Annotated in this window: 17 protein-coding genes; 16 read left to right on the top strand and 1 reads right to left on the bottom strand. The window is 43.3% G+C overall.

Features of this window, described 5'->3' with window-relative positions:
* Positions 1 to 16: 16 nt before the first annotated feature.
* The 12 genes from asd (at position 17) to ACGG81_RS08410 (ending at position 14,703) form a co-directional block, all read left to right on the top strand.
* Positions 17 to 1,102 (top strand): aspartate-semialdehyde dehydrogenase, encoded by a 1,086-nt coding sequence (gene asd, locus ACGG81_RS08465; protein ID WP_120090825.1) that lies wholly within the window; start codon positions 17 to 19, stop codon positions 1,100 to 1,102.
* Between the two features lie 155 nt (positions 1,103 to 1,257).
* Positions 1,258 to 3,363 (top strand): polyphosphate kinase 1, encoded by a 2,106-nt coding sequence (gene ppk1 / locus ACGG81_RS08460; RefSeq protein ID WP_390107831.1) that lies wholly within the window; start codon positions 1,258 to 1,260, stop codon positions 3,361 to 3,363.
* A gap of 24 nt (positions 3,364 to 3,387) precedes the next feature.
* On the top strand, positions 3,388 to 4,431 hold the full coding sequence (locus ACGG81_RS08455; RefSeq protein WP_390107828.1) for an aldose epimerase family protein: 1,044 nt from the start codon (positions 3,388 to 3,390) through the stop codon (positions 4,429 to 4,431).
* Between the two features lie 6 nt (positions 4,432 to 4,437).
* Positions 4,438 to 6,486: a DNA topoisomerase gene (locus ACGG81_RS08450; protein WP_390107826.1), complete on the top strand. Its 2,049-nt coding sequence runs from the start codon at positions 4,438 to 4,440 to the stop codon at positions 6,484 to 6,486.
* 21 nt (positions 6,487 to 6,507) lie between these two features.
* Complete coding sequence (locus tag ACGG81_RS08445) at positions 6,508 to 7,173, top strand: UDP-N-acetylglucosamine pyrophosphorylase (RefSeq protein ID WP_120090892.1); 666 nt, start codon at positions 6,508 to 6,510, stop codon at positions 7,171 to 7,173.
* 110 nt (positions 7,174 to 7,283) lie between these two features.
* The gene (locus ACGG81_RS08440) at positions 7,284 to 7,760 is read left to right on the top strand and encodes a methylglyoxal synthase (protein ID WP_009262076.1); all 477 of its coding nucleotides are present in this window, start codon (positions 7,284 to 7,286) and stop codon (positions 7,758 to 7,760) included.
* Between the two features lie 91 nt (positions 7,761 to 7,851).
* Positions 7,852 to 9,807, top strand: a complete 1,956-nt coding sequence (locus ACGG81_RS08435; protein WP_120090823.1) for a fructose-1,6-bisphosphatase — start codon at positions 7,852 to 7,854, stop codon at positions 9,805 to 9,807.
* A gap of 66 nt (positions 9,808 to 9,873) precedes the next feature.
* Entirely contained in the window at positions 9,874 to 11,067 is a 1,194-nt protein-coding gene (locus ACGG81_RS08430; RefSeq protein WP_016440645.1) for a D-alanyl-D-alanine carboxypeptidase family protein, read from the top strand.
* 86 nt (positions 11,068 to 11,153) lie between these two features.
* Positions 11,154 to 12,029, top strand: a complete 876-nt coding sequence (locus ACGG81_RS08425) for a metallophosphoesterase (protein WP_120090891.1) — start codon at positions 11,154 to 11,156, stop codon at positions 12,027 to 12,029.
* Positions 12,029 to 12,772: a segregation and condensation protein A gene (locus ACGG81_RS08420; protein WP_009262072.1), complete on the top strand. Its 744-nt coding sequence runs from the start codon at positions 12,029 to 12,031 to the stop codon at positions 12,770 to 12,772. The genes ACGG81_RS08425 and ACGG81_RS08420 overlap by 1 nt, the downstream gene beginning before the upstream one ends.
* A gap of 67 nt (positions 12,773 to 12,839) precedes the next feature.
* Positions 12,840 to 13,418 carry an SMC-Scp complex subunit ScpB gene (gene scpB, locus ACGG81_RS08415; RefSeq protein WP_009262071.1) on the top strand — a complete coding sequence of 193 codons (579 nt, stop codon included), beginning with the start codon at positions 12,840 to 12,842 and terminating at the stop codon, positions 13,416 to 13,418.
* 76 nt (positions 13,419 to 13,494) lie between these two features.
* Positions 13,495 to 14,703, top strand: a complete 1,209-nt coding sequence (locus ACGG81_RS08410; RefSeq protein ID WP_009262070.1) for a D-alanyl-D-alanine carboxypeptidase family protein — start codon at positions 13,495 to 13,497, stop codon at positions 14,701 to 14,703.
* Between the two features lie 108 nt (positions 14,704 to 14,811).
* Here the strand turns inward: ACGG81_RS08410 and ACGG81_RS08405 are convergent, their stop codons facing one another.
* Entirely contained in the window at positions 14,812 to 16,605 is a 1,794-nt protein-coding gene (locus ACGG81_RS08405) for an aminopeptidase P family protein (protein WP_008975270.1), read from the bottom strand.
* Positions 16,606 to 16,906: 301 nt separating this feature from the next.
* Here ACGG81_RS08405 and ACGG81_RS08400 point away from each other — a divergent pair, with 301 nt between their 5' ends.
* Genes ACGG81_RS08400 through ACGG81_RS08385 form a run of 4 tightly spaced genes read left to right on the top strand, consistent with a single transcriptional unit; the run spans position 16,907 to position 20,696 of the window.
* Positions 16,907 to 18,346, top strand: a complete 1,440-nt coding sequence (locus ACGG81_RS08400; RefSeq protein WP_009262068.1) for an acyl-CoA carboxylase subunit beta — start codon at positions 16,907 to 16,909, stop codon at positions 18,344 to 18,346.
* Positions 18,347 to 18,360: 14 nt separating this feature from the next.
* A complete protein-coding gene (locus tag ACGG81_RS08395) occupies positions 18,361 to 19,128 on the top strand; it encodes an OadG family transporter subunit (RefSeq protein WP_009262067.1) in 768 nt (255 codons plus the stop codon).
* An 18-nt stretch (positions 19,129 to 19,146) separates the two neighbouring features.
* A complete protein-coding gene (locus ACGG81_RS08390; RefSeq protein ID WP_008975274.1) occupies positions 19,147 to 19,512 on the top strand; it encodes a biotin/lipoyl-containing protein in 366 nt (121 codons plus the stop codon).
* 32 nt (positions 19,513 to 19,544) lie between these two features.
* Positions 19,545 to 20,696 (top strand): sodium ion-translocating decarboxylase subunit beta, encoded by a 1,152-nt coding sequence (locus ACGG81_RS08385; RefSeq protein ID WP_008975275.1) that lies wholly within the window; start codon positions 19,545 to 19,547, stop codon positions 20,694 to 20,696.
* The last annotated feature ends 6 nt before the right edge of the window (positions 20,697 to 20,702 follow it).

The following is a 20,702-nucleotide window of genomic DNA, read 5'->3' as shown; positions in this document are numbered from 1 at the left end:
AAGAGAGGAAAGAAAGATGGAGAGAAAATTAAGAGTAGGAATTCTTGGAGCAACGGGGATGGTAGGACAGAGATTTATTTCTCTTTTGGAAAATCATCCATGGTTTGAAGTAGTGACAGTGGCAGCCAGCCCAAGATCAGAAGGGAAAACGTATGAGGAGGCGGTTGGAGACCGCTGGAAGATGCAGACACCGATGCCGGAATCAGTGAAAAGTTTAGTAGTCATGAATGTCAATGAAGTAGAGAAAGTTGCAGCGGGTGTTGATTTTGTATTCAGCGCAGTGGATATGTCCAAGGAAGAAATCAAGGCAATCGAGGAAGCTTATGCAAAGACTGAGACACCGGTTGTATCAAATAACAGTGCACACCGCTGGACAAAAGATGTGCCGATGGTGATCCCGGAGATCAATCCGGAACACTTTGAGATCATTGAAGCGCAGAAAGCACGGCTTGGAACAGAGAGAGGATTTGTGGCAGTAAAGCCAAACTGTTCTATCCAGAGTTATGCACCGGTGCTGACTGCATGGAAAGAATTTGAGCCGACAGAGGTTGTGGCGACGACTTATCAGGCGATTTCAGGTGCAGGAAAGACATTTGCAGAGTGGTCGGAGATGGTGGAGAACATCATTCCATTTATCGGTGGAGAAGAAGAAAAAAGTGAGCAGGAACCGCTTAGAATCTGGGGACAGATCAAAGATGGTGAGATTGTAAAAGCAAGCAGTCCTGTTATTACAACACAGTGCATCCGTGTTCCGGTTCTGGATGGACATACAGCTGCAGTGTTTGTGAAATTTGCAAAGAAGCCAACAAAAGAACAGTTGATTGAAAAGCTTGTAACATTCCGTGGCCTGCCGCAGGAGTTAGAACTTCCAAGTGCGCCAAAGCAGTTTATCCAGTATCTTGAGGAAGACAACCGCCCGCAGGTAAAATTGGACGTAGATTTTGAGAAGGGAATGGGAATCTCAGTTGGACGTTTAAGAGAAGATACCGTGTACGATTATAAGTTTGTCGGACTTTCCCATAATACAGTCAGAGGTGCAGCAGGAGGCGCTGTGCTCTGTGCAGAAACACTGACTGCAAAAGGATATATCAAGGCAAAATAGAAAGGAAAAGAGAGAAGGGGAACCGCAGTTTTGCAGAACCTCTTTTTTCTCTTTCTGGAGGAGTTTAGGACAGGGTATGGAAATGAAATAAGAAATTTGTTATACTGAAAATTGATAAAGAGAGATTGGAACTGCGAAAAGAGGAAGGTGTTCAAATGAGAAAAGAACTATTGAATTACACACAGAACAGAGAATTGTCCTGGCTCCGATTCAATGAGCGCGTGCTTCAGGAAGCACAGGATCCGACAGTGCCGCTTTTGGAGCGGATGAAGTTTGTCGCAATCTTTACGAGCAATTTGGATGAGTTTTTTATGATCCGGGTAGGAAGTCTCTATGATATGGGAATGATGGGAGAAAATCATATTGACGATAAGACCGGATGGAGTGCAAGGCAGCAGTTGGACAAAATCTATACGGCGGTTGCACCGCTCTATAAAGAGCGGGAGAAGACATACGCGGAGATCAAGAAACAGTTAAGTCCGTATGGAATCTGTGGGTTGTCTTTCAAGGAGCTGGAACAGCAAGAGAAGAAGTTTGTAAAAAAATATTTCAGAGAGCAGATCCTTCCGCTTTTGTCACCTCAGATCGTAGATCCAAACCACCCATTTCCACATCTTTTGAACAATGAAATATATGTGACGGCAACCTTGAAGGAGAATGGCAGATCGTTACTTGGAATTGTACCGGTACCGCAGTTTATTTCTGATATCTTATATCTTCCCGGACATGACATTCGATATATTCGCATGGAAAAAGTGATCATGGAGTATTTGGAACTGATTTTTAGTCAGTATGAGATCTCGGATCGAAATTATATCTGTGTGACAAGGAATGCAGACATTTCTCCGGATGATGAAGCGTTTGATATCAATGATGATTTTCGTTACCGGATGAAAAAGACATTACATAAGCGGAGAAGAATGGCGGTTGTCCGTCTTGAAGTGGCAGAGAGTCTCAGTAAAGAGCGGGAACAGTATTTTTGCAGTAAATTTAACATTACACCGAAACAGATTTTTCGTACAAAAGTGCCGATGAAGCTCGGGTTTATGTTCTCAGTGATCGATAAGGCTCCAGATTCTATGAAGCGTGCACTGACGTATGAGCCATTTTCTCCTCAGATGGCGAAGATGGTGGAAGAAGGCAGTATGATGAAGCAGATTCGAAGAAAAGATATTCTGCTTTCTTATCCATATGAGAGTATGGAACCGTTTCTCCGTCTGATCAAAGAGGCGTCCGCGGATCCGAATGTCATGACGATTAAGATTACGATTTACCGCCTTGCACGAAAGACAAGGCTAGTAGAGTATCTGTGTGCAGCAGCAGAGAACGGAAAAGAAGTGACAGTGCTGATCGAACTGCGGGCAAGATTTGATGAGCAGAATAACATCGACTGGTCTGAAAGGCTTGAGGAGGCGGGATGCCGGGTGATTTATGGATTTGAGGGATACAAAGTACACTCTAAAATCTGTCTGATCACCTACCGCCATCGGAATGAGATACAGTATATCACTCAGATTGGGACGGGAAATTATAACGAGAAGACAGCGGAGATGTATACGGACGTCTCTCTGATGACATCCAGTCGGAGTATCGGGGAAGATGCAGCTGAATTCTTTAAAAATATGTCAATCAGTAATCTTGACGGAAGATATGAAGAACTGATCGTAGCGCCAACAAGTTTAAAACAGAAGATTCTCCTGTTGATCGATAGGGAGATCGCAAAGGGGACAAATGGCAGGATTGTCATGAAGATGAATTCGGTAACCGATATGGATTTCATTGAGAAAATTGCCGAGGCTTCCAGAGCGGGAGTCAGAATCGATCTGATCGTAAGGGGAATTTGCTGTATTCTACCGGGGATTGAAGGGGAAACAGAAAATTTACGAGTGATCAGTATTGTCGGGCGCTACCTGGAGCATGCCAGAATCTTTAGTTTCGGGGTCCGGGAGGAGCAAAAGATCTACATTGGTTCCGCGGACATGATGACAAGAAATACAGAAAAGCGGGTAGAAGTTGCATGTCCGGTCTATGATCCGATAGTGAAACGGCAACTAAACCATCTTTTGAAGGTCATGCTGTCGGACAATGTGAAGACCCGTATCCTGACAAGTGACGGGACATATAAAAAGAAAGAAATAAGAGAGCGTGAGGTGAATGCGCAGGAAGTATTTATGCGGGAGGCGCTTCAGGAAAGACCGTCAGAAAAGAGGCGAGAGCCAAAAGTGATCCGAAGATTTCTTGAAATTTTTCATAAAAAATAAGCAGAGCAGAGAGGAAGAAGAACGATGAGTATAGAGAAAACAGTATTTGGAACAACAAAACAAGGGAACAGTGTTTCACTTTACACAATTTCCAATCAGCATGGGACAAAGATTGCGGTGACTGATCTTGGAGCGACGTTAGTAAAGGTGATCGTCAAAGATAAAAATGGAACTCCAAAAGATGTTGTGCTTGGGTATGATACGCCACAAAAATATGAAGAGGCAAGTAAGTTTTTTGGGGCAATTGTCGGGAGATGTGCGAACCGGATCGGGGGAGCTTCTTTTGAGCTGAATGGAAAGACTTACACTCTTGCACAAAATAATAATGGTAATAATCTGCACAGTGGGATGGATTTCTTCAATGTCCGTATCTGGGATGTGATAAAAGAGGACAACAATAAACTTACATTTGTACTGGAGAGCAGAGACGGAGATCAAGGATATCCAGGAACAGTGAAAATCGAAGTGACATATACACTGACTGAAGATGACACGGTGAAAATTGAGTACTACGCTGTGCCGGATCAGGACACGATTCTGAATATGACAAACCACAGTTACTTTAATCTTGACGGGCATGAGAAAAAGGATGTGCTTGCCCAGCGTGTCTGGATTGATGCAGATACATTTACGAGAGCAGATGCAGAATCGATCCCGACCGGAGAGATCGTTCCGGTGGAAGGAACACCGATGGATTTCCGTTCCGGCAAGATGATCGGCGAAGAGATTGAAAGCGATTATGAGGCAATCCGGCTTGGAAATGGATATGATCACAACTGGGTACTGAACCATCCGGGTACTTACCGTAAGGTGGCAGAGATGGAAGGAGCAGAAAGTGGTATTGGAATGGAAGTGTGGACGGATCTTCCGGGTATGCAGTTTTACACTGCTAATTTTGTGGAACATGAAGAAGGAAAAGAGGGAATCTGCTATGGAAAGAGAAGCGGTGCATGTTTTGAGACGCAGTATTTTCCGGATGCGATCCACAAAGAGCACTTTGAAGGTCCAGTCTGCAAAGCCGGCAGCACATATCATACAACAACGGCATATCATTTTACAGTAAAGTAGGTACACATGGGAAAATCAGTATATATTGCGGAGAAGCCAAGCGTCGCACAGGAATTTGCAAAGGCATTAAAATTGAATACAAGACGAAAAGACGGATATCTGGAGGCGGACAGTGCAATCGTAACATGGTGTGTTGGACACCTTGTCACGATGAGTTATCCCGAAGTATATGATGCGAAGTTGAAGAGATGGAGGCTGGATACGCTTCCATTTCTTCCAAAGGAATTTAAGTATGAAGTCATTCCGGCGGTTGCAAAGCAGTTTCAGATTGTAAAGGAACAGCTGACAAGAGAAGATGTGGATACCATCTATGTATGTACCGACTCCGGACGAGAAGGAGAATATATTTACCGTCTGGTAGAGCAGATGGCAGGAGTGAAAGGAAAAGTGAGGAAGCGTGTCTGGATCGATTCCCAGACAGAGGAGGAAATTCTTCGTGGGATCCAGGAGGCAAAGCCACTGGAAGATTATGATAATCTGAGTGCATCTGCTTATCTGCGGGCAAAAGAAGATTATCTGATGGGGATTAATTTTTCGAGATTGCTGACACTAAAGTATGGAAACAGCATCTCGAATTACTTGCAAACCAACTATACAGTGCTTTCGGTTGGACGAGTGATGACATGTGTTCTTGGCATGATCGTCCGGAGAGAAAGGGAAATCCGCGAGTTTGTCAAGACACCGTTTTTTCGTGTAATCTCTACGGTTGATGTGGAAGGACAGACATTTGAAGGTGAGTGGAGGGCAGTCAAAGGCTCACGGTATTTTGAATCGTTTGACCTCTACAAGGAAAATGGATTTCAGAAGAGAGAGAAGGCCGAGGAGTTGATCGCTTATTTGAGTCAGCCGCTTCCGCTCACTTGTGAGATCCTCTCCATCGAGAAGAAAAAGGAGAAGAAAAATCCGCCGTTGTTGTTCAACTTGGCAGAGCTTCAAAATGAATGTTCCAAACGGTTTAAAATCAGCCCGGATGAGACACTCCGGATTGTACAGGAACTCTATGAAAAAAAACTGGTTACATATCCGAGAACTGATGCGCGTGTGCTGTCGACTGCGGTTGCAAAAGAGATTCATAAAAATCTGAATGGTCTTTCCAAATATGAGATGGCAGGACCGTTTCTATCTGATATTTTACGGTTTGGAAGTCACAAAGGGCTAGAGAAAACTCGCTATGTCAATGACAAGCAGATTACAGATCACTATGCGATCATTCCAACCGGACAAGGACTTCCTGCATTGCAGGCTGTAGCACCGACTGCCAGACAGGTATATGATCTGATTGTCAGACGATTTTTAAGCATCTTTTATCCGCCGGCAGTATATCAGAAAGTAAGTATTGTGACCAAGCGGAAGGAAGAACAGTTTTTCTCTTCTTTTAAAGTACTTGTAGAAGAAGGGTATCTGAAAGTAACAGGTGTGCCGGGGACAAAAAAAGGGGAGGATGCAGGCGAGGACAATGAAAATCAAGATGAAGATCTATTTTCTCTTGTACAGAAACTGCGGAAAGGGATGCAGTTAAATGTGCAAGGGTTTCAGATTAAAGAGGGGGAGACATCTCCTCCGAAACGATATAATTCTGGTTCGATCATCCTTGCGATGGAGAATGCCGGACAGCTGATTGAAGATGAGGAACTGCGTGCGCAGATAAAAGGAAGCGGCATTGGCACAAGTGCGACGAGGGCAGAAATTTTAAAGAAGTTGATACATATTAAGTATCTCGCGCTGAATAAGAAGACACAGATCATCACTCCGACGCTTCTTGGGGAGATGGTGTTTGATGTAGTTGGACATTCGATCCGCTCTCTTTTAAATCCTGAGTTGACAGCGAGCTGGGAGAAAGGCTTGAACTATGTGGCAGAGGGAGAGATTACCCCGGAGGAATATATGGTGAAGCTGGAACGGTTTGTACAGAATCATACAAATGGGGTATTGGGATTGAATAATCAATATCAGCTGCGCGCCTGCTATGACAGGGCTGCTGGATTTTATCAGAAACCGAAAATGACAGCAAAGAAAGATGTTCATTTCAAACAGAGACATGGGAAACCAGATTAGAAGATGGAAAGGAAAGAAGATATGGAGCAGATGACAGTAACAGAACTGTATACATTGAAAGAAACTATTGCCAGTGAGATTTTTGCGGGAGTGACATATCCGTGGGAAGTGCTTCCAAAGATTGGAGCATTTATCGTGAAACTTGGCAGCACATTGCCAGAGACGGAATATGAGAAGATAGGAGAGGATATCTGGGTTGCAAAATCAGCAAAGGTTGCAGCAACTGCAAATATTCATGGTCCGGCGATCATCGGAAAAGAGGCGGAGATCAGACATTGTGCATTTATCCGGGGAAATGCTATCGTGGGAGAAGGAGCTGTTGTGGGAAATTCCACAGAGTTAAAAAATGTAATTTTATTCAATAAAGTACAGGTACCGCATTATAATTATGTTGGCGATTCAATTCTTGGATACAAATCTCATATGGGTGCCGGGGCAGTGACATCAAATGTAAAGTCAGATAAATCACTTGTGAAAGTGAAAGTCGGCGAGAAGACGATTGAGACTGGATTGAAAAAATTCGGGGCAATGCTGGGGGACGAGGTGGAAGTCGGCTGCGGAAGTGTGCTGAATCCAGGAAGTGTGATTGGAAGTCATACAAACATTTATCCTCTTTCCATGGTGCGCGGAGTGATTCCAGCGGGAAGTATTTACAAAAAACAAGGCGAGATTGTCGCAAAACAGTAAGGGGCTTCCTAAATAGAGAAAAATTGTGTATAATAAAGCTGAAACGCGATTGAAAAAGCTGCGGCTTGTGTAGAAGAAAGAGAAAAAGTCTAAATAAAAGGAGGACGCTTATGTTACAGGATGATTATGTTACATTTGAGATTGGAAAGGCAAAACATATTGCATTAGTTGCACATGATGGAAAGAAAAAAGAACTGGTAGAGTGGTGCGATAAGAATAAAGAGATTTTAAAAGGACATTTTCTCTGTGGAACAGGGACGACATCCCGGTTGATCGCTGAAAAAACAGGACTTCCGGTTAAGGGATATAACAGTGGACCGCTTGGCGGAGATCAGCAGATCGGTGCAAAAATTGTTGAGGGAAATATTGATTTTATGATCTTTTTGTGGGATCCGTTAGAAGCGCAGCCACATGATCCAGACGTGAAGGCACTTTTGCGTATCGCAGTCGTATATGACATTCCGATTGCAAACAATCTGGCGACGGCAGACTTTATGTTGCATTCAAAATATATGAATGAACCATATAATCGAAAAGTAGAGAATTTTAATAAGACGGTGCAGGAGAGAGTAGAGAAGCTGAAATAGCAGGGGAAATCCCTGCTATTTTAGCTATCTCATATCCTGCTTGTGGGGACTGGCAGTACAGAGAAAATCAATAAGAATGAAAGGAAGAAACATGGAACAAAACAATAAAAATTATCTAGAATATCTTGCAGAATTATATCCGACAATTGGAAAGGCATCCACAGAGATTATCAATCTCCAGTCGATTTTAAACCTTCCAAAAGGAACTGAACATTTTATATCAGATATTCACGGAGAGTTTGAGGCATTTTCACATGTGCTGCGCAATGGATCAGGAGCGGTTAGAAAGAAGATTGATGATGTGTTTGGCCATACACTGAGTACGGCAGAAAAGTGTGCGATGGCAACTTTGATCTATTATCCGGCAGAAAAGATTGCTGAGATCAAAAAAACAGAGCCAGATATGGAGAACTGGTACAAGATCACATTGTATCGATTGATTGAAATATGCAAGACAGTCTCCTCAAAATATACAAGATCAAAAGTGAGAAAAGCACTTCCGGCGGACTATGCATATGTCATTGAAGAACTGATCACAGAGAAATCAGAGGTGCTGAATAAAGGTGCGTACTATGAATCAATCGTCACAACGATACTGGAGATTGGAAAGGCAGAAGATTTTATCATTGTGATGTCAGAGCTGATCCAAAGACTTGTGATCGACCATCTGCATATTATTGGCGATATTTTTGACAGAGGACCCGCACCGGATAAAATTCTGGACTGTCTTATGACGTATCACTCGTTTGATATCCAGTGGGGAAACCATGATATCCTTTGGATGGGAGCCGCTGCGGGAAATGTAGCATGTATTGCGACGGTGATTCGAATCTGTCTCCGTTATGGCAATCTAGATCTTCTGGAAGATGGATATGGTATTAATTTGCTTCCGTTAGCTGCATTTGCAATGGAAATCTATGGAGAAGACCCCTGTGTATGTTTCGCTGTGAAAGGGAGAGAGGGAAAAACAGATTCCTCCTCTCTGTTAGAGAGAAGAATGCACAAAGCGATTACGATAATTCAGTTTAAACTGGAGGAAATGCTTCTGAGGGAGCATCCTGATTTTGATATGGAAGACCGATGTTTTCTTGAGACACTCGATAAGAAGAAGGGAACTGTGATCATACAGGGAAAAGAATATCGGTTAAAAGACAAGAGCTTTCCTACGATTTCTGAAGAAGCACCATATCGTTTAAGCAAAGGTGAACGGGAAATCATGGAGAAACTAAAAACAGCGTTTCAAAACTGTGAAAAACTGCAAAGACATGTTAAGCTGCTTTTAAAGAATGGAAGTCTTTACAAGGTGTATAATCACAATCTGCTCTATCATGGGTGTATTCCGCTGGAAGAAGACGGCAGCTTTGAGAAAGTCAATATTTTTGGAACATTTTATCAGGGGAGAAAGCTTTATGATGTGCTTGAAATGTATGTAAGAAAAGCTTTTGTTGCCTTGGAAGAAGGTGAGCGAAAGAAGGGACAGGATATTTTATGGTATCTCTGGAGTGGACCGAAATCTCCGTTGTTTGGAAGAAGCAAGATGGCTGCATTTGAAAGGTATCTGATTGCAGAACCGGAAGCACATTTGGAAAAGAAGAATGCATATTACCGATTTTTAGAAGAGAGCAGTACTGCTGAGCGGATTCTGGAAGCATTTGGTCTTGAGGGGGAAGATGCACATATTATCAACGGGCATGTGCCGGTGCATCAGAGCTCAGGGGAGAGCCCTGTAAAATGTGGTGGTAAGGTATTGATTATTGACGGAGGATTTTCAAGGGCATACCACAAGGAGACCGGAATTGCGGGGTATACTTTAATCTATAATTCTTATGGCATGACACTGACAGCACATGAACCGTTTGAATCGGCAGAGATGGCGATCCATGAGGAGAGAGATATCGTTTCTAGACAGGTGGCAGTAAAATATACAGACAGGCGTCAGCTTGTCGGGGATACTGACAATGGGAACAAGATGAAAGAGAGAATTGCAGAATTAAAAGAGCTGATCCGGGCTTACAGGGAAGGAGAACTCAAAGAGAAAGAACGGTAGGAACAGTCATAAATCTTTCACACAATGCTTACAATGGTAGTAGACGAAATCAAAGGGAGTTGTAAAATGAGAACAATTCTGGCAGTAGTATTGAGCGTTATTTTATGTACCGGGACTGTCTGCGCGATGCCGCCTGACGGGAAAGTATTGCAGGAAGAGGTAGAGTCAGAAAAGAAAAATGAGCTGGAACTGACAGCACAGTCCGCCGTTTTGATGGAGGCATCTACCGGAAAAATTATTTATGAGAAACAGAAGGAGGAGGAACGCCCGCCTGCAAGTGTGACGAAAGTTATGACGATGCTTTTAATCCTGGATGCAGTGGAGGATGGAAAGATAAAGTTGGAAGACGAAGTAACTGTGTCAGAGTATGCAGCATCCATGGGAGGAAGCCAGGTGTTTCTAGAACCCGGAGAAGTGCAGACGGTAGATACGATGTTAAAGTGCATTGCAGTTGCAAGTGCGAATGACGCATGTGTGGCGATGTCCGAATACATATCCGGAAGTGAGGAAGCTTTTGTAGAGCAGATGAATGCGAGGGCAAAAGGGCTGGGGATGGAGCATACTCACTTTGTAAACTGCAATGGTTTGGATGCGGATGGACATCTGACGACTGCTTACGACATTGCACTGATGTCCAGAGAATTAATTACAAAGCATCCGGAGATTGAAAAATATTCGATGATCTGGATGGAAAATATTACGCATAAAACAAACAAGGGAACAAGCGAATTTGGTTTGTCAAACACAAATAAACTGGTACGTCATTATCCATATGCCACAGGGCTTAAGACCGGATCTACAAGTAAAGCAAAATTCTGTATTTCTGCCACGGCAAGAAAGGATGGGATGGATCTGATCGCGGTGATCATGGCGGCGCCGGATTCTAAGATGCGCGTAAAGGATGCGACAACACTTTTAAACTATGGATTTGGAAAATGCACAAAGTATGTGGACAAAGAAAAAGGTGGATTAAAGGCGGTAAAAGTGGATGGGGGGACAAAGGAAAAAGTGAGGATCGAGCCGGAAGCAATATTTCAGTATGTGGATACGACCGGAGCAAATTTGTCTGAGATACAGAAAAAACTAGTGTTAAAAAAAGGGCTTTCTGCACCGCTAAAGAAGGGAACAACGGTAGGAAAACTTGTGTATACACTGCAGGAAGAAACAATTGGAACTGTGCCGGTCAGAACAACAGAGAAGATAGATAAGATTACTTATGGACATGTGCTGAAAAAGGTGCTGAAAAGCTTTTGGTTGTAAAACGCTGAGAAAAATTATATAATGGAAGACAAATCAGCATTGCTGTGAGATGAAATGAGACAGTGAAAGAGGATAAGGGAACAGATATGGAAAGAGAAATTGTAAAGGTCCTAGAGATTATTGCGGTGGTAGCAGTTCTTTGTGTATTGGAGATGATACGTGAAATCCACACATTTAAAGTCACACATTATACGGTGACAGCCCCAAAGCTTGTGGGGGAAGAGACAAAGTTTGTCCTGCTAAGTGATCTTCACAATAAAGTATATGGAAAACATAATAAAAGACTGCTGTATGCAATTACAAAGCAGAGACCAGATGCAATTCTGATCGCAGGGGATATGCTAGTGGGGAAAAAGGGGGTATATCCAAAGCCAGCGATGGAATTTGTGAAATCACTTGCAAATATCTGTCCGGTATTTTATGCGAATGGCAACCATGAGCAGCGGATGAAGGAAAATCCGGCAAATTATAGTCATGTCTATGAGCGATACAAGAAAGAGTTGAGTGCAGAACAGGTAATCTTCCTTGAAAATCGTTCGGTTGTACGAGAGTGGAATGGTGATCTGTTTACGATTTCCGGATTGGAGATTCCGTATGAGGGGTATGCAAAAAGGAAGTATCACAAAGTGACAGAAGCGGAGATTGAACAGCGGATTGGAAAGGCAAGCAGGGCAAGTTATCAGATTTTAATCGCCCACAATCCGTCACATGTGCCGGCATACAAAGAGTGGAAGGCAGATCTTGTTGTTTCAGGACATTTTCACGGAGGGCTGGTAAGGCTCCCGTTTCTTGGAGCTGTCATTACGCCACAGCTTAAGATCTTTCCGCGTTACAGTGGGGGGATTTACAGAGAAGGGCAGACAACGACGGTTGTAAGCAGAGGGATTGGAGAACATACGATACCGGTTAGGCTGTTTAACACACCGGAAGTAGTTGTGCTGCATATGAAAGGAAGACAGTAATGGGAATACCAGTAAAGCTGCAAGTGTTTGAAGGGCCACTGGATCTGCTTTTGCATTTGATTGACAAAAATAAGATTGATATTTATGATATCCCCATCGTGGAAATTACAAGACAGTACATGGAGTATATCCGTGAGATGGAACGGACAGATTTGAATATTATGAGCGAGTTTCTTCTGATGGCAGCGACTCTTTTGGATATTAAGTCGAAAATGCTTCTTCCCAAAGAGGTGAATGAAGAAGGGGAGGAGGAAGATCCTAGGCAGGAGCTGGTGGAACAGTTGCTGCAGTATAAGCTGTACAAATATATGTCTTATGAACTTCGGGATCGGGAAATGGATTCAGACAGAGTGTTATTTAAGGAGGCTGCCATCCCACAGGAAGTGCAGGAGTATACCGAACCGGTAAATCTGGATGAACTTCTGGGAGATTTGGATCTTCGCAGGTTGAATCAGATTTTTCAGGAAGTGATGCGGAAAAAGGCAGATAAGATGGATCCGGTGCGCAGTAAATTTGGAACGATTGAGAAAGAAGAAGTGACGCTCTCTGATAAGATGTCCTATGTGGAAGAGTATGCAATGTTGAATGGGTACTTTAGTTTCCGTCAGCTTCTGGCAAGACAGCGCAGCAAGATGCATGTGATTGTCACGTTTCTCGCGGTACTGGAATTGATGAAAGTAGGTAAGATACAGATTACACAAGAAAAAACATTTGCGGAGATTATGATCACTTCTATGATGTAGCATGGCAAAAGAGAAGTGAAGCATTAAAAAGGAAAAATTGTACGATAACAAGAAAGGAACAGATAGTGTGGAAAAGAAAACTGAGAAGGAACTGCTAGGGGCTGTGGAGGCGATCCTTTTTGCAATGGGGGAGTCCGTGAGCCTTTCAAAAATTGCATCTGCGATCGGGAAAGATGAGACAGAAGCAAAAAGACTTTTGGAAGAACTGAAAAAACAGTATCAAAAGAAAGAGCGGGGAATCCAGTTGATCGAACTGGAGGATTCTTATCAGCTCTGTACAAAGCCAGAGTTATATGACTATCTGATTCAAGTTGCGAAACAGCCGAAGAAACATGTGCTGACAGATGTCCTGCTGGAGACACTCGCAATCGTGGCATATAAGCAGCCGGTTACAAAAATTGAGATCGAGAAGATCCGGGGAGTGAAGTCAGACCATGCGGTGAATAAACTTGTGGAATATGATCTGGTGTGTGAAGTGGGGAGGCTGGATGCGCCGGGGAAACCGCTGCTATTTGGCACAACCGAAGAATTTTTGCGACGATTTGGAGTGCAGTCGGTGGAGGAGCTTCCAAGCATTGCACCAGAGCAGCTGGAAGATTTCAAAGAAGAGGCAGAGCGGGAGATCAAAGATCGACTGGATGTCTGATCAAAAGAGATTCAGATGGACATATTCGGGAACTTCTAATCATACAATGAACTAACAGAACAACAGGTGTATGCTTATGAAGAAAGTTTTGATCGGAATTTTGACAGGAGTTTTGCTGGTCAGTTCCCCTGTCAGTGCGAAAGAAGAGATAGAACAGTTATACGCCCAGTCAGCGGTTTTAATGGACGCGGACAATGGGCGTGTTTTATTTGAAAAGAACGGTTCAGAAAAAAAGCCGATGGCGAGCACGACAAAGATCATGACATGTATTCTGGCATTGGAGGAAGGAAATCTTACAGATGTTGTGAATGTGTCAGAAAATGCGGCGAGACAGCCGAAAGTACATCTGGGGATGCAGATGGATGAAAAGTTTTATCTGAGAGATCTTCTATATTCCTTGATGTTGGAATCGCACAATGACAGTGCAGTAGCAATCGCGGAACATATTGGGGGGAGTGTGCAGGCATTCGCGGATAAAATGAATGCGAAGGCAAAAGAAATCGGATGCAGGGATACATATTTTATTACACCTAATGGGCTGGATGCTTCGGATGACAACGGAGAACATTCAACGACAGCGGAAGATTTGGCCAGGATCATGAGTTACTGTATTTTGAAATCTCCGAAGAAGGAGAGCTTTCTTTCAATTACTCAGAAGGGAAGCTATCATTTTATGGATGTAGATTGCCATCGTTCGTTTTCCTGCCAGAATCACAATGCGTTTTTGACAATGATGGATGGAGCGTTATCCGGAAAGACAGGATTTACCGGGAAGGCGGGGTATTGCTATGTCGGCGCGCTTGAAAGCCGGGGAAGAACATTTGTGGTTGCCTTGCTTGGATGCGGATGGCCGAACAATAAAGGATATAAATGGGCAGATACCAAGCGATTGATGACATATGGGATGGAAAATTATGAGCTACGGGAGGCATTTGCCGGGAAAGAACCCCTCCGTGATGTAACTGTGAAGGCGGGAATTCCTACCAGCGGAAATCTTTTTGAGAAAGCACATGTTCCGGTAAAGATTGAGAAGATTCAAAACAGTCCGGTGGAAGTTCTTTTGCACCGAGAAGAAGAAATTGAAACTGTTGTAGAATTGCAGGAAGAAGTGCAAGCGCCGATTGAAAGATATGAGAAGCTTGGAACGGTTCGCTATATTCTGGACGGGGAAGTACTTCAGCAATACCCGATCGTAGCCCAGGAGAACGTCGAAAAAATAAATTTTCGATGGATCTTTCAAAAAATCAGCGGATACTATTTTTTGAATGAAGACGGAAGATTGTAAAAAAGAAAGAAGACTGAAAGAGGGCACCTAAGATCAGCAAAAAAGATCTTAGGTGCCCTTTGACTATGGCAACCTGCTGTGCTTAGCTCCGGCAGGAATCTATGATAGTTAGATTTCCCTTGTGTATACTTTGAGCCATTCGTTTTCTTCCTCTGTCATATAAGGAGAAAGTGTCTCGTATACAAATTTGTGATAGCTGTTCAGATAATTGCGTTCGTCTTTATTCAGATCTTCCGGTACGATCGCATCTAAGTCAATCGGAACGACTGTAACATTTTCCAGTCCCATGAATTGGCCAAATTCATTTTTTTCACCTTTGCGCACAACGAGTTCATTTTCCAGACGGATTCCGTGGGAATCTTCAATGTAGATTCCAGGTTCATCGGTGATGACCATACCCTCCTCGAGCACTGCTGGTGGCAGGCCTGAAGGGGATAGCTGCCAACGGAAAGAAGCAGGTCCTTCGTGAATGTTTAGAAGGTAACCGACTCCATGTCCGGTGCCACACTTGTAGTCAATATTCAGAGACCACATAGGTTCTCTTGCGAGGATATCAAGGTTCACACCCCGGCAGCCATATAGAAATCTTGCTCTTGCGAGGTTCATCATACCGCGGGCAACAGCTGTAAAGTGTGTCTTCAGTTCGTCGCTGACCGGTCCAAGAGCAACTGTACGAGTCAAGTCTGTGGTACCTTCATAATAATTTCCGCCGGTATCTGCAAGGAGGAAGTGCTCCGGTTTCAATTCATAATCAGATTCCGGAGTAGCGCTGTAATGCATCATGGCAGCATGTTCTTTGTATGCGACGATCGGAGAAAAACTTGGACTGATAAATCCCGCCTGCTGGCTGCGGAACTCTTCTAGTTTGTCAGAGGCGCTGCGCTCTGTGATCGGCATCTTTCCTACATTTTTCTTAAGCCAATACATAAATTTTGTGAAAGCAACCCCGTCTTTGATATGGCTTGCGCGGATATTTTTCAATTCTGTCTCATTTTTGATTGCCTTAAATGCTGTTGTTGGATTTGGCTTCTCCACTTTTTCTGTTGCGTCAGGGAGATTTTTATAGATCGCATAATTGATCCGGGAAGGATCTAAAAGCACATGAGAAGTTTCATCTAACGTCTTTACAAATGTGTAGATTTCTTCATAAGGATGTAAGATGACAGAAAGCCCGTTCCAGCTATCTAAAATTTCCTGATTTAATTTGGATTCGTTGATAAACAGATGTACGTCCTCCATCGTGATCACAGCATAGCTCAGCACAAGAGGAGTATACATAACATCTCCGCCTCGAATATTGAGCAGCCATGCGATATCGTCAAGAGAAGAAAGAATATGGACTGTCGTGTCAGCTTCTTGCATTTTTTCACGGAGACGTTCCAGTTTGGAGGCGGTACTTTCTCCTGCGTATGCAAGATCCAATAAAAATGCCGGAGCATTTGAAAGAGCCGGGCGATCTTCCCAGATATAGGAAATCAGATCTTCGTCATAGGAAATGGAGACTGCTTTTTCTTTTAATACTTCTTCATAATTCTGACCTTCGGAAGCGCCGATGACTTTTCCGTCAAATCCGAGCACTCCGTGATCTGGAAGAACCGATTCCAAATATTCTTCTTTTGTAGGGACATCAGGTTCTGCCATACGGAAAAGTCTGATTCCACTTCCTTCTAATTGTTTTTCTGCCTGAATGAAATAGCGTCCATCTGTCCAGAGACCTGCATCATCTTTTGTGATGATCACTGTTCCGGCAGAACCGGTAAATCCGGAGATAAACGCTCTGGCTTTAAAATGTTCTCCTACATATTCGCTTTGATGATTGTCAGCGGATGGGATAATATAGGCATCCATCTTTCTCTCTTCCATGAGTTTTCTGAGTTTTGCAATTCTGTCTGTTACACTCATTTCTATTTCCTCCTTAGATACATTTTATAATGTGCGGGAACAAAAAGATGTCCCCGTTTCATGCCTTTTCTATTGTATCATAATCGTGAGTGGAATCAAACAAAATATACAAAAACAAAGAAAGAAGAAGTGAAAAAATCAGCATGATGGAAGAGGATATTTTGAGGGAGGACGTCTCAGTTGAATATGTGAAAAAAATATCAAAAAGCAATTGCTATTTTTTAAGCAGTATTATATAATATAATAGGCAGAAAATTTGGCTAAACTTTATGAAATTTTAGAAATTGGAGGGCTAAAAGATATGAGTTACGAAACAACAGAGAACCGCGCAAGCGAAAGAATTGCCGCTTTGCTTGACGAGGGAAGTTTTGTTGAAATCGGTGCTGCTGTTAAAGCGAGAACGACTGATTTCAACATGCAGACAAAAGAAACTCCGGGAGACGGTGTTGTGACTGGATACGGGGTGATTGATGGGAACCTCGTGTATGTATACAGCCAGAATGCCTCTGTATTGCAGGGGGCGATCGGTGAGATGCATGCAAAGAAGATCGCCGCAATCTATGATCTTGCGATGAAGATGGGAGCTCCGGTAATCGGTCTTGTAGATTGTGCGGGACTTCGACTTCAGGAAGCAACGGATGCGCTCCATGCATTTGGAACTCTGTATATGAAACAGACACTGGCATCGGGTGTAATTCCACAGATCACAGCAATTTTCGGAACATGTGGGGGAGGACTTGCAGTGATCCCTTCTCTGACAGACTTTACGTTTATGGAGAAAGAACATGCAAAATTATTTGTGAATTCTCCAAATGCACTGGAAGGAAATGTTATTACAAAGTGTGATACATCTTCTGCAAAATTCCAGAGTGAGGAAGCGGGTCTGGTAGATGGAACCGGAACAGAAGAGGAAATCTTAGAAGAAATCCGTTCGCTTGTATGTCTTTTGCCGGCAAATAATGAAGACGATAACTCTTATGACGAATGTACAGATGATCTGAATCGTCTCTGTGATGCGATCGAAAATGCAGCGGAAGATACAGCAGTCGTGCTCTCCACTCTTTCAGATAATCATGTATTTTTTGAGACAAAAAGAGACTATGCAAAAGAAATGGTAACAGGATTTATCCGTCTCAACGGTGTGACGATCGGTGCAGTGGCAAACCGCTGCAAGGTCTATGATGAAGATGGAAATGTGGAAGCAGAATTTGACGGTGGCTTAAGTGTACGTGGATGTAGAAAAGCAGCAGATTTTGTAAATTTCTGTGACGCATTCAATATTCCGGTATTGTCTCTTACTAATGTAGAAGGATATCATGCAACAATGTGTTCGGAGAGAAATATTGCCTCTTCTGTGGCAAAGCTTACATATGCGTTTGCAAATGCGACTGTACCGAAAGTGAATGTCATCATCGGAAAAGCATACGGAAGTGCCTATATAACAATGAACAGCAAGGCGTTGGGAGCAGATTTGGTATATGCATGGCCACAGGCAGAGATTGGAATGATGGATGCGAATCTTGCTGCCAAGATCATGTATGCAGAAGAGAGTGCAGAAGTGATCCGACAGAAGGCGGCAGAATATGAAGCGATGCAGACAAGTCCTTTGGCTGCGGCAGGAAGAGGATATGTAGATGCGGTGATCGATCCGAAAGATACAAGAAAATATCTGGTCGGTGCATTTGAAATGTTATTTACAAAGAGAGAAGATCGCCCGGCAAAAAAACATGGAACAGTGTAGAGAGGTGAAGCAAAGTGAAAAAAAGAATCAGCTTATTAATCGGTGCATTGGCTCTGACACTTAGTTTTACCGGATGTGGAAGTAAGAAAGAACTGGAATATGATGAAACACAGCTTACATATGTGACACAGTTTATCATTGCAAATTTTGAAGTGATGGATGAGGAAGCATTTGATAATTATCGGCAGGCATCGGAATATCAGATCAATAAGATCATGTCTGAAGCGAATGCGCCAATTGAACCAGAAGTGCTTATTTCTATGATGGATGCCTGGGAAGCGGCAGAAAAAGAATGTGGAGAATATGTAGAACATGGCGAATATCAGTTTGAAGGTTCGGATTCTGGTGTAGTTGTGTCTACAGAGGCAGTGTATGAGGAGCGGGAAGCAACGCTGGAATTTAAGTTTGACGAGAATCTCAATATAGAATCACTTGATATTGCGGCAGATTATACAACCGGAGAAATTTTAAAGAAAGCCGGAATGAATACCATTCTTGGAATGGGAACTGTATTTCTTGTTCTGATCTTCCTTGCGTTTGTAATCTCACTTTTGAAATATATACCAATGCTTCAGGAAAAGTTTACAAAGAAGACAGAAAAAAACAAAACACCGGTAAAAGAAGTGCCAAAGGCGGAAGTTCCTGTAGTGGAAGAAGAGTTAACCGATGATGAAGAACTTGTGGCCGTAATTACAGCGGCGATTGCAGCGGCAGATGAAAGTGTGTCTGACGGATTTGTGGTAAGATCGATCCGCAGAAGAAAATCAAATAAATGGAATTAATTCAGGAGGAATTTGAAGATGAAAAGTTATACAATTACAGTAAATGGAAATGTATATGATGTGACAGTAGAGGAGAAAGCAGCAGGAGCAGCACCAGCGGCACCGGTACAGAAGAAAGCTCCAGTGGCACCAAAGGCAGCCCCGGCACCGAAGAAAGCAGCAGGGACAGGAAATGTCAAAGTGACAGCAGGTGCGGCAGGAAAAGTATTTAAATTAGAGGCAGCTGTCGGACAGCAGGTAGAAAAAGGAGCACCGATCGTTGTGATCGAGGCGATGAAAATGGAAATCCCGGTTGTAGCTCCGGAGGCGGGAACCGTAGCCAGCATTGATGTAGCAGTAGGTGATGCAGTGGAATCAGGAGCAGTACTGGCTACATTGAATTAATGATGTCCCGGACACAGACTGGAGGTTAAAATATGGAATACATTATGACTACATTGGATAACCTCATGCACCAGACGGCTTTTTTCAATCTTACAGTTGGAAATTACGTCATGATTGCGGTAGCATGCGTGTTTTTATACCTGGCGATTGCCAAAGGATTTGAGCCGCTTCTTTTGGTTCCGATCGCGTTTGGTATGCTGTTGGTAAATATTTACCCAGATATTATGTTATCCATTGAGGATTCTTCAAATGGAGTCGGAGGACTTCTTCACTATTTCTACTTGCTTGATGAGTGGGCAATCTTACCGTCACTGATTTTCCTCGGTGTCGGAGCAATGACCGATTTTGGACCATTGATTGCGAATCCGAAGAGTTTCCTCCTTGGAGCGGCAGCACAGTTCGGTATTTTTGCCGCTTATTTAGGGGCGATGGCAATGGGATTCAGTGATAAGGCAGCAGCAGCGATCTCTATTATCGGAGGAGCTGACGGACCTACATCGATCTTCCTTGCAGGAAAACTGCAGCAGACAGCAATTTTAGGACCGATTGCGGTAGCGGCATATTCTTATATGTCACTGGTTCCGATCATCCAGCCGCCGATCATGAAGCTTCTCACAACGGAAGAAGAAAGAAAAATCAAGATGGAACAGCTTCGTCCGGTATCTAAACTGGAGAGAATTCTATTCCCGATCATCATTACGATCGTCGTATCGCTGATCCTTCCAACAACAGCGCCGTTAGTCGGCATGCTGATGCTCGGTAACTTATTCAAAGAGTGTGGAGTTGTAAGACAGCTTACAGATACGGCATCGAATGCATTGATGTATATTGTTGTGATCCTGCTTGGAACTTCTGTCGGTGCAACGACAAGTGCAGAAGCATTTTTAAACTGGGATACGATCAAGATTGTTGTGCTTGGACTGGTAGCGTTTGCGTTTGGAACAGCTGCAGGTGTATTGTTCGGTAAACTGATGTGCAAGGTGACTGGAGGAAAAGTAAATCCGCTGATTGGTTCTGCCGGAGTATCTGCAGTGCCTATGGCAGCCAGAGTATCACAGAAAGTCGGGGCAGAGGCAGATCCTACAAACTTCCTGTTGATGCATGCAATGGGACCAAATGTCGCCGGAGTCATCGGTACGGCTGTTGCAGCAGGTACCTTTATGGCAATCTTCGGTGTAATGTAAGTTGAA

The sequence above is a fragment of the Faecalimonas umbilicata genome (assembly GCF_042846195.1).
Classification (GTDB): domain Bacteria; phylum Bacillota; class Clostridia; order Lachnospirales; family Lachnospiraceae; genus Faecalimonas; species Faecalimonas umbilicata.
Note: the sequence above shows the minus strand (reverse complement) of the source record. Positions and strands in the feature narration are given on the sequence as shown.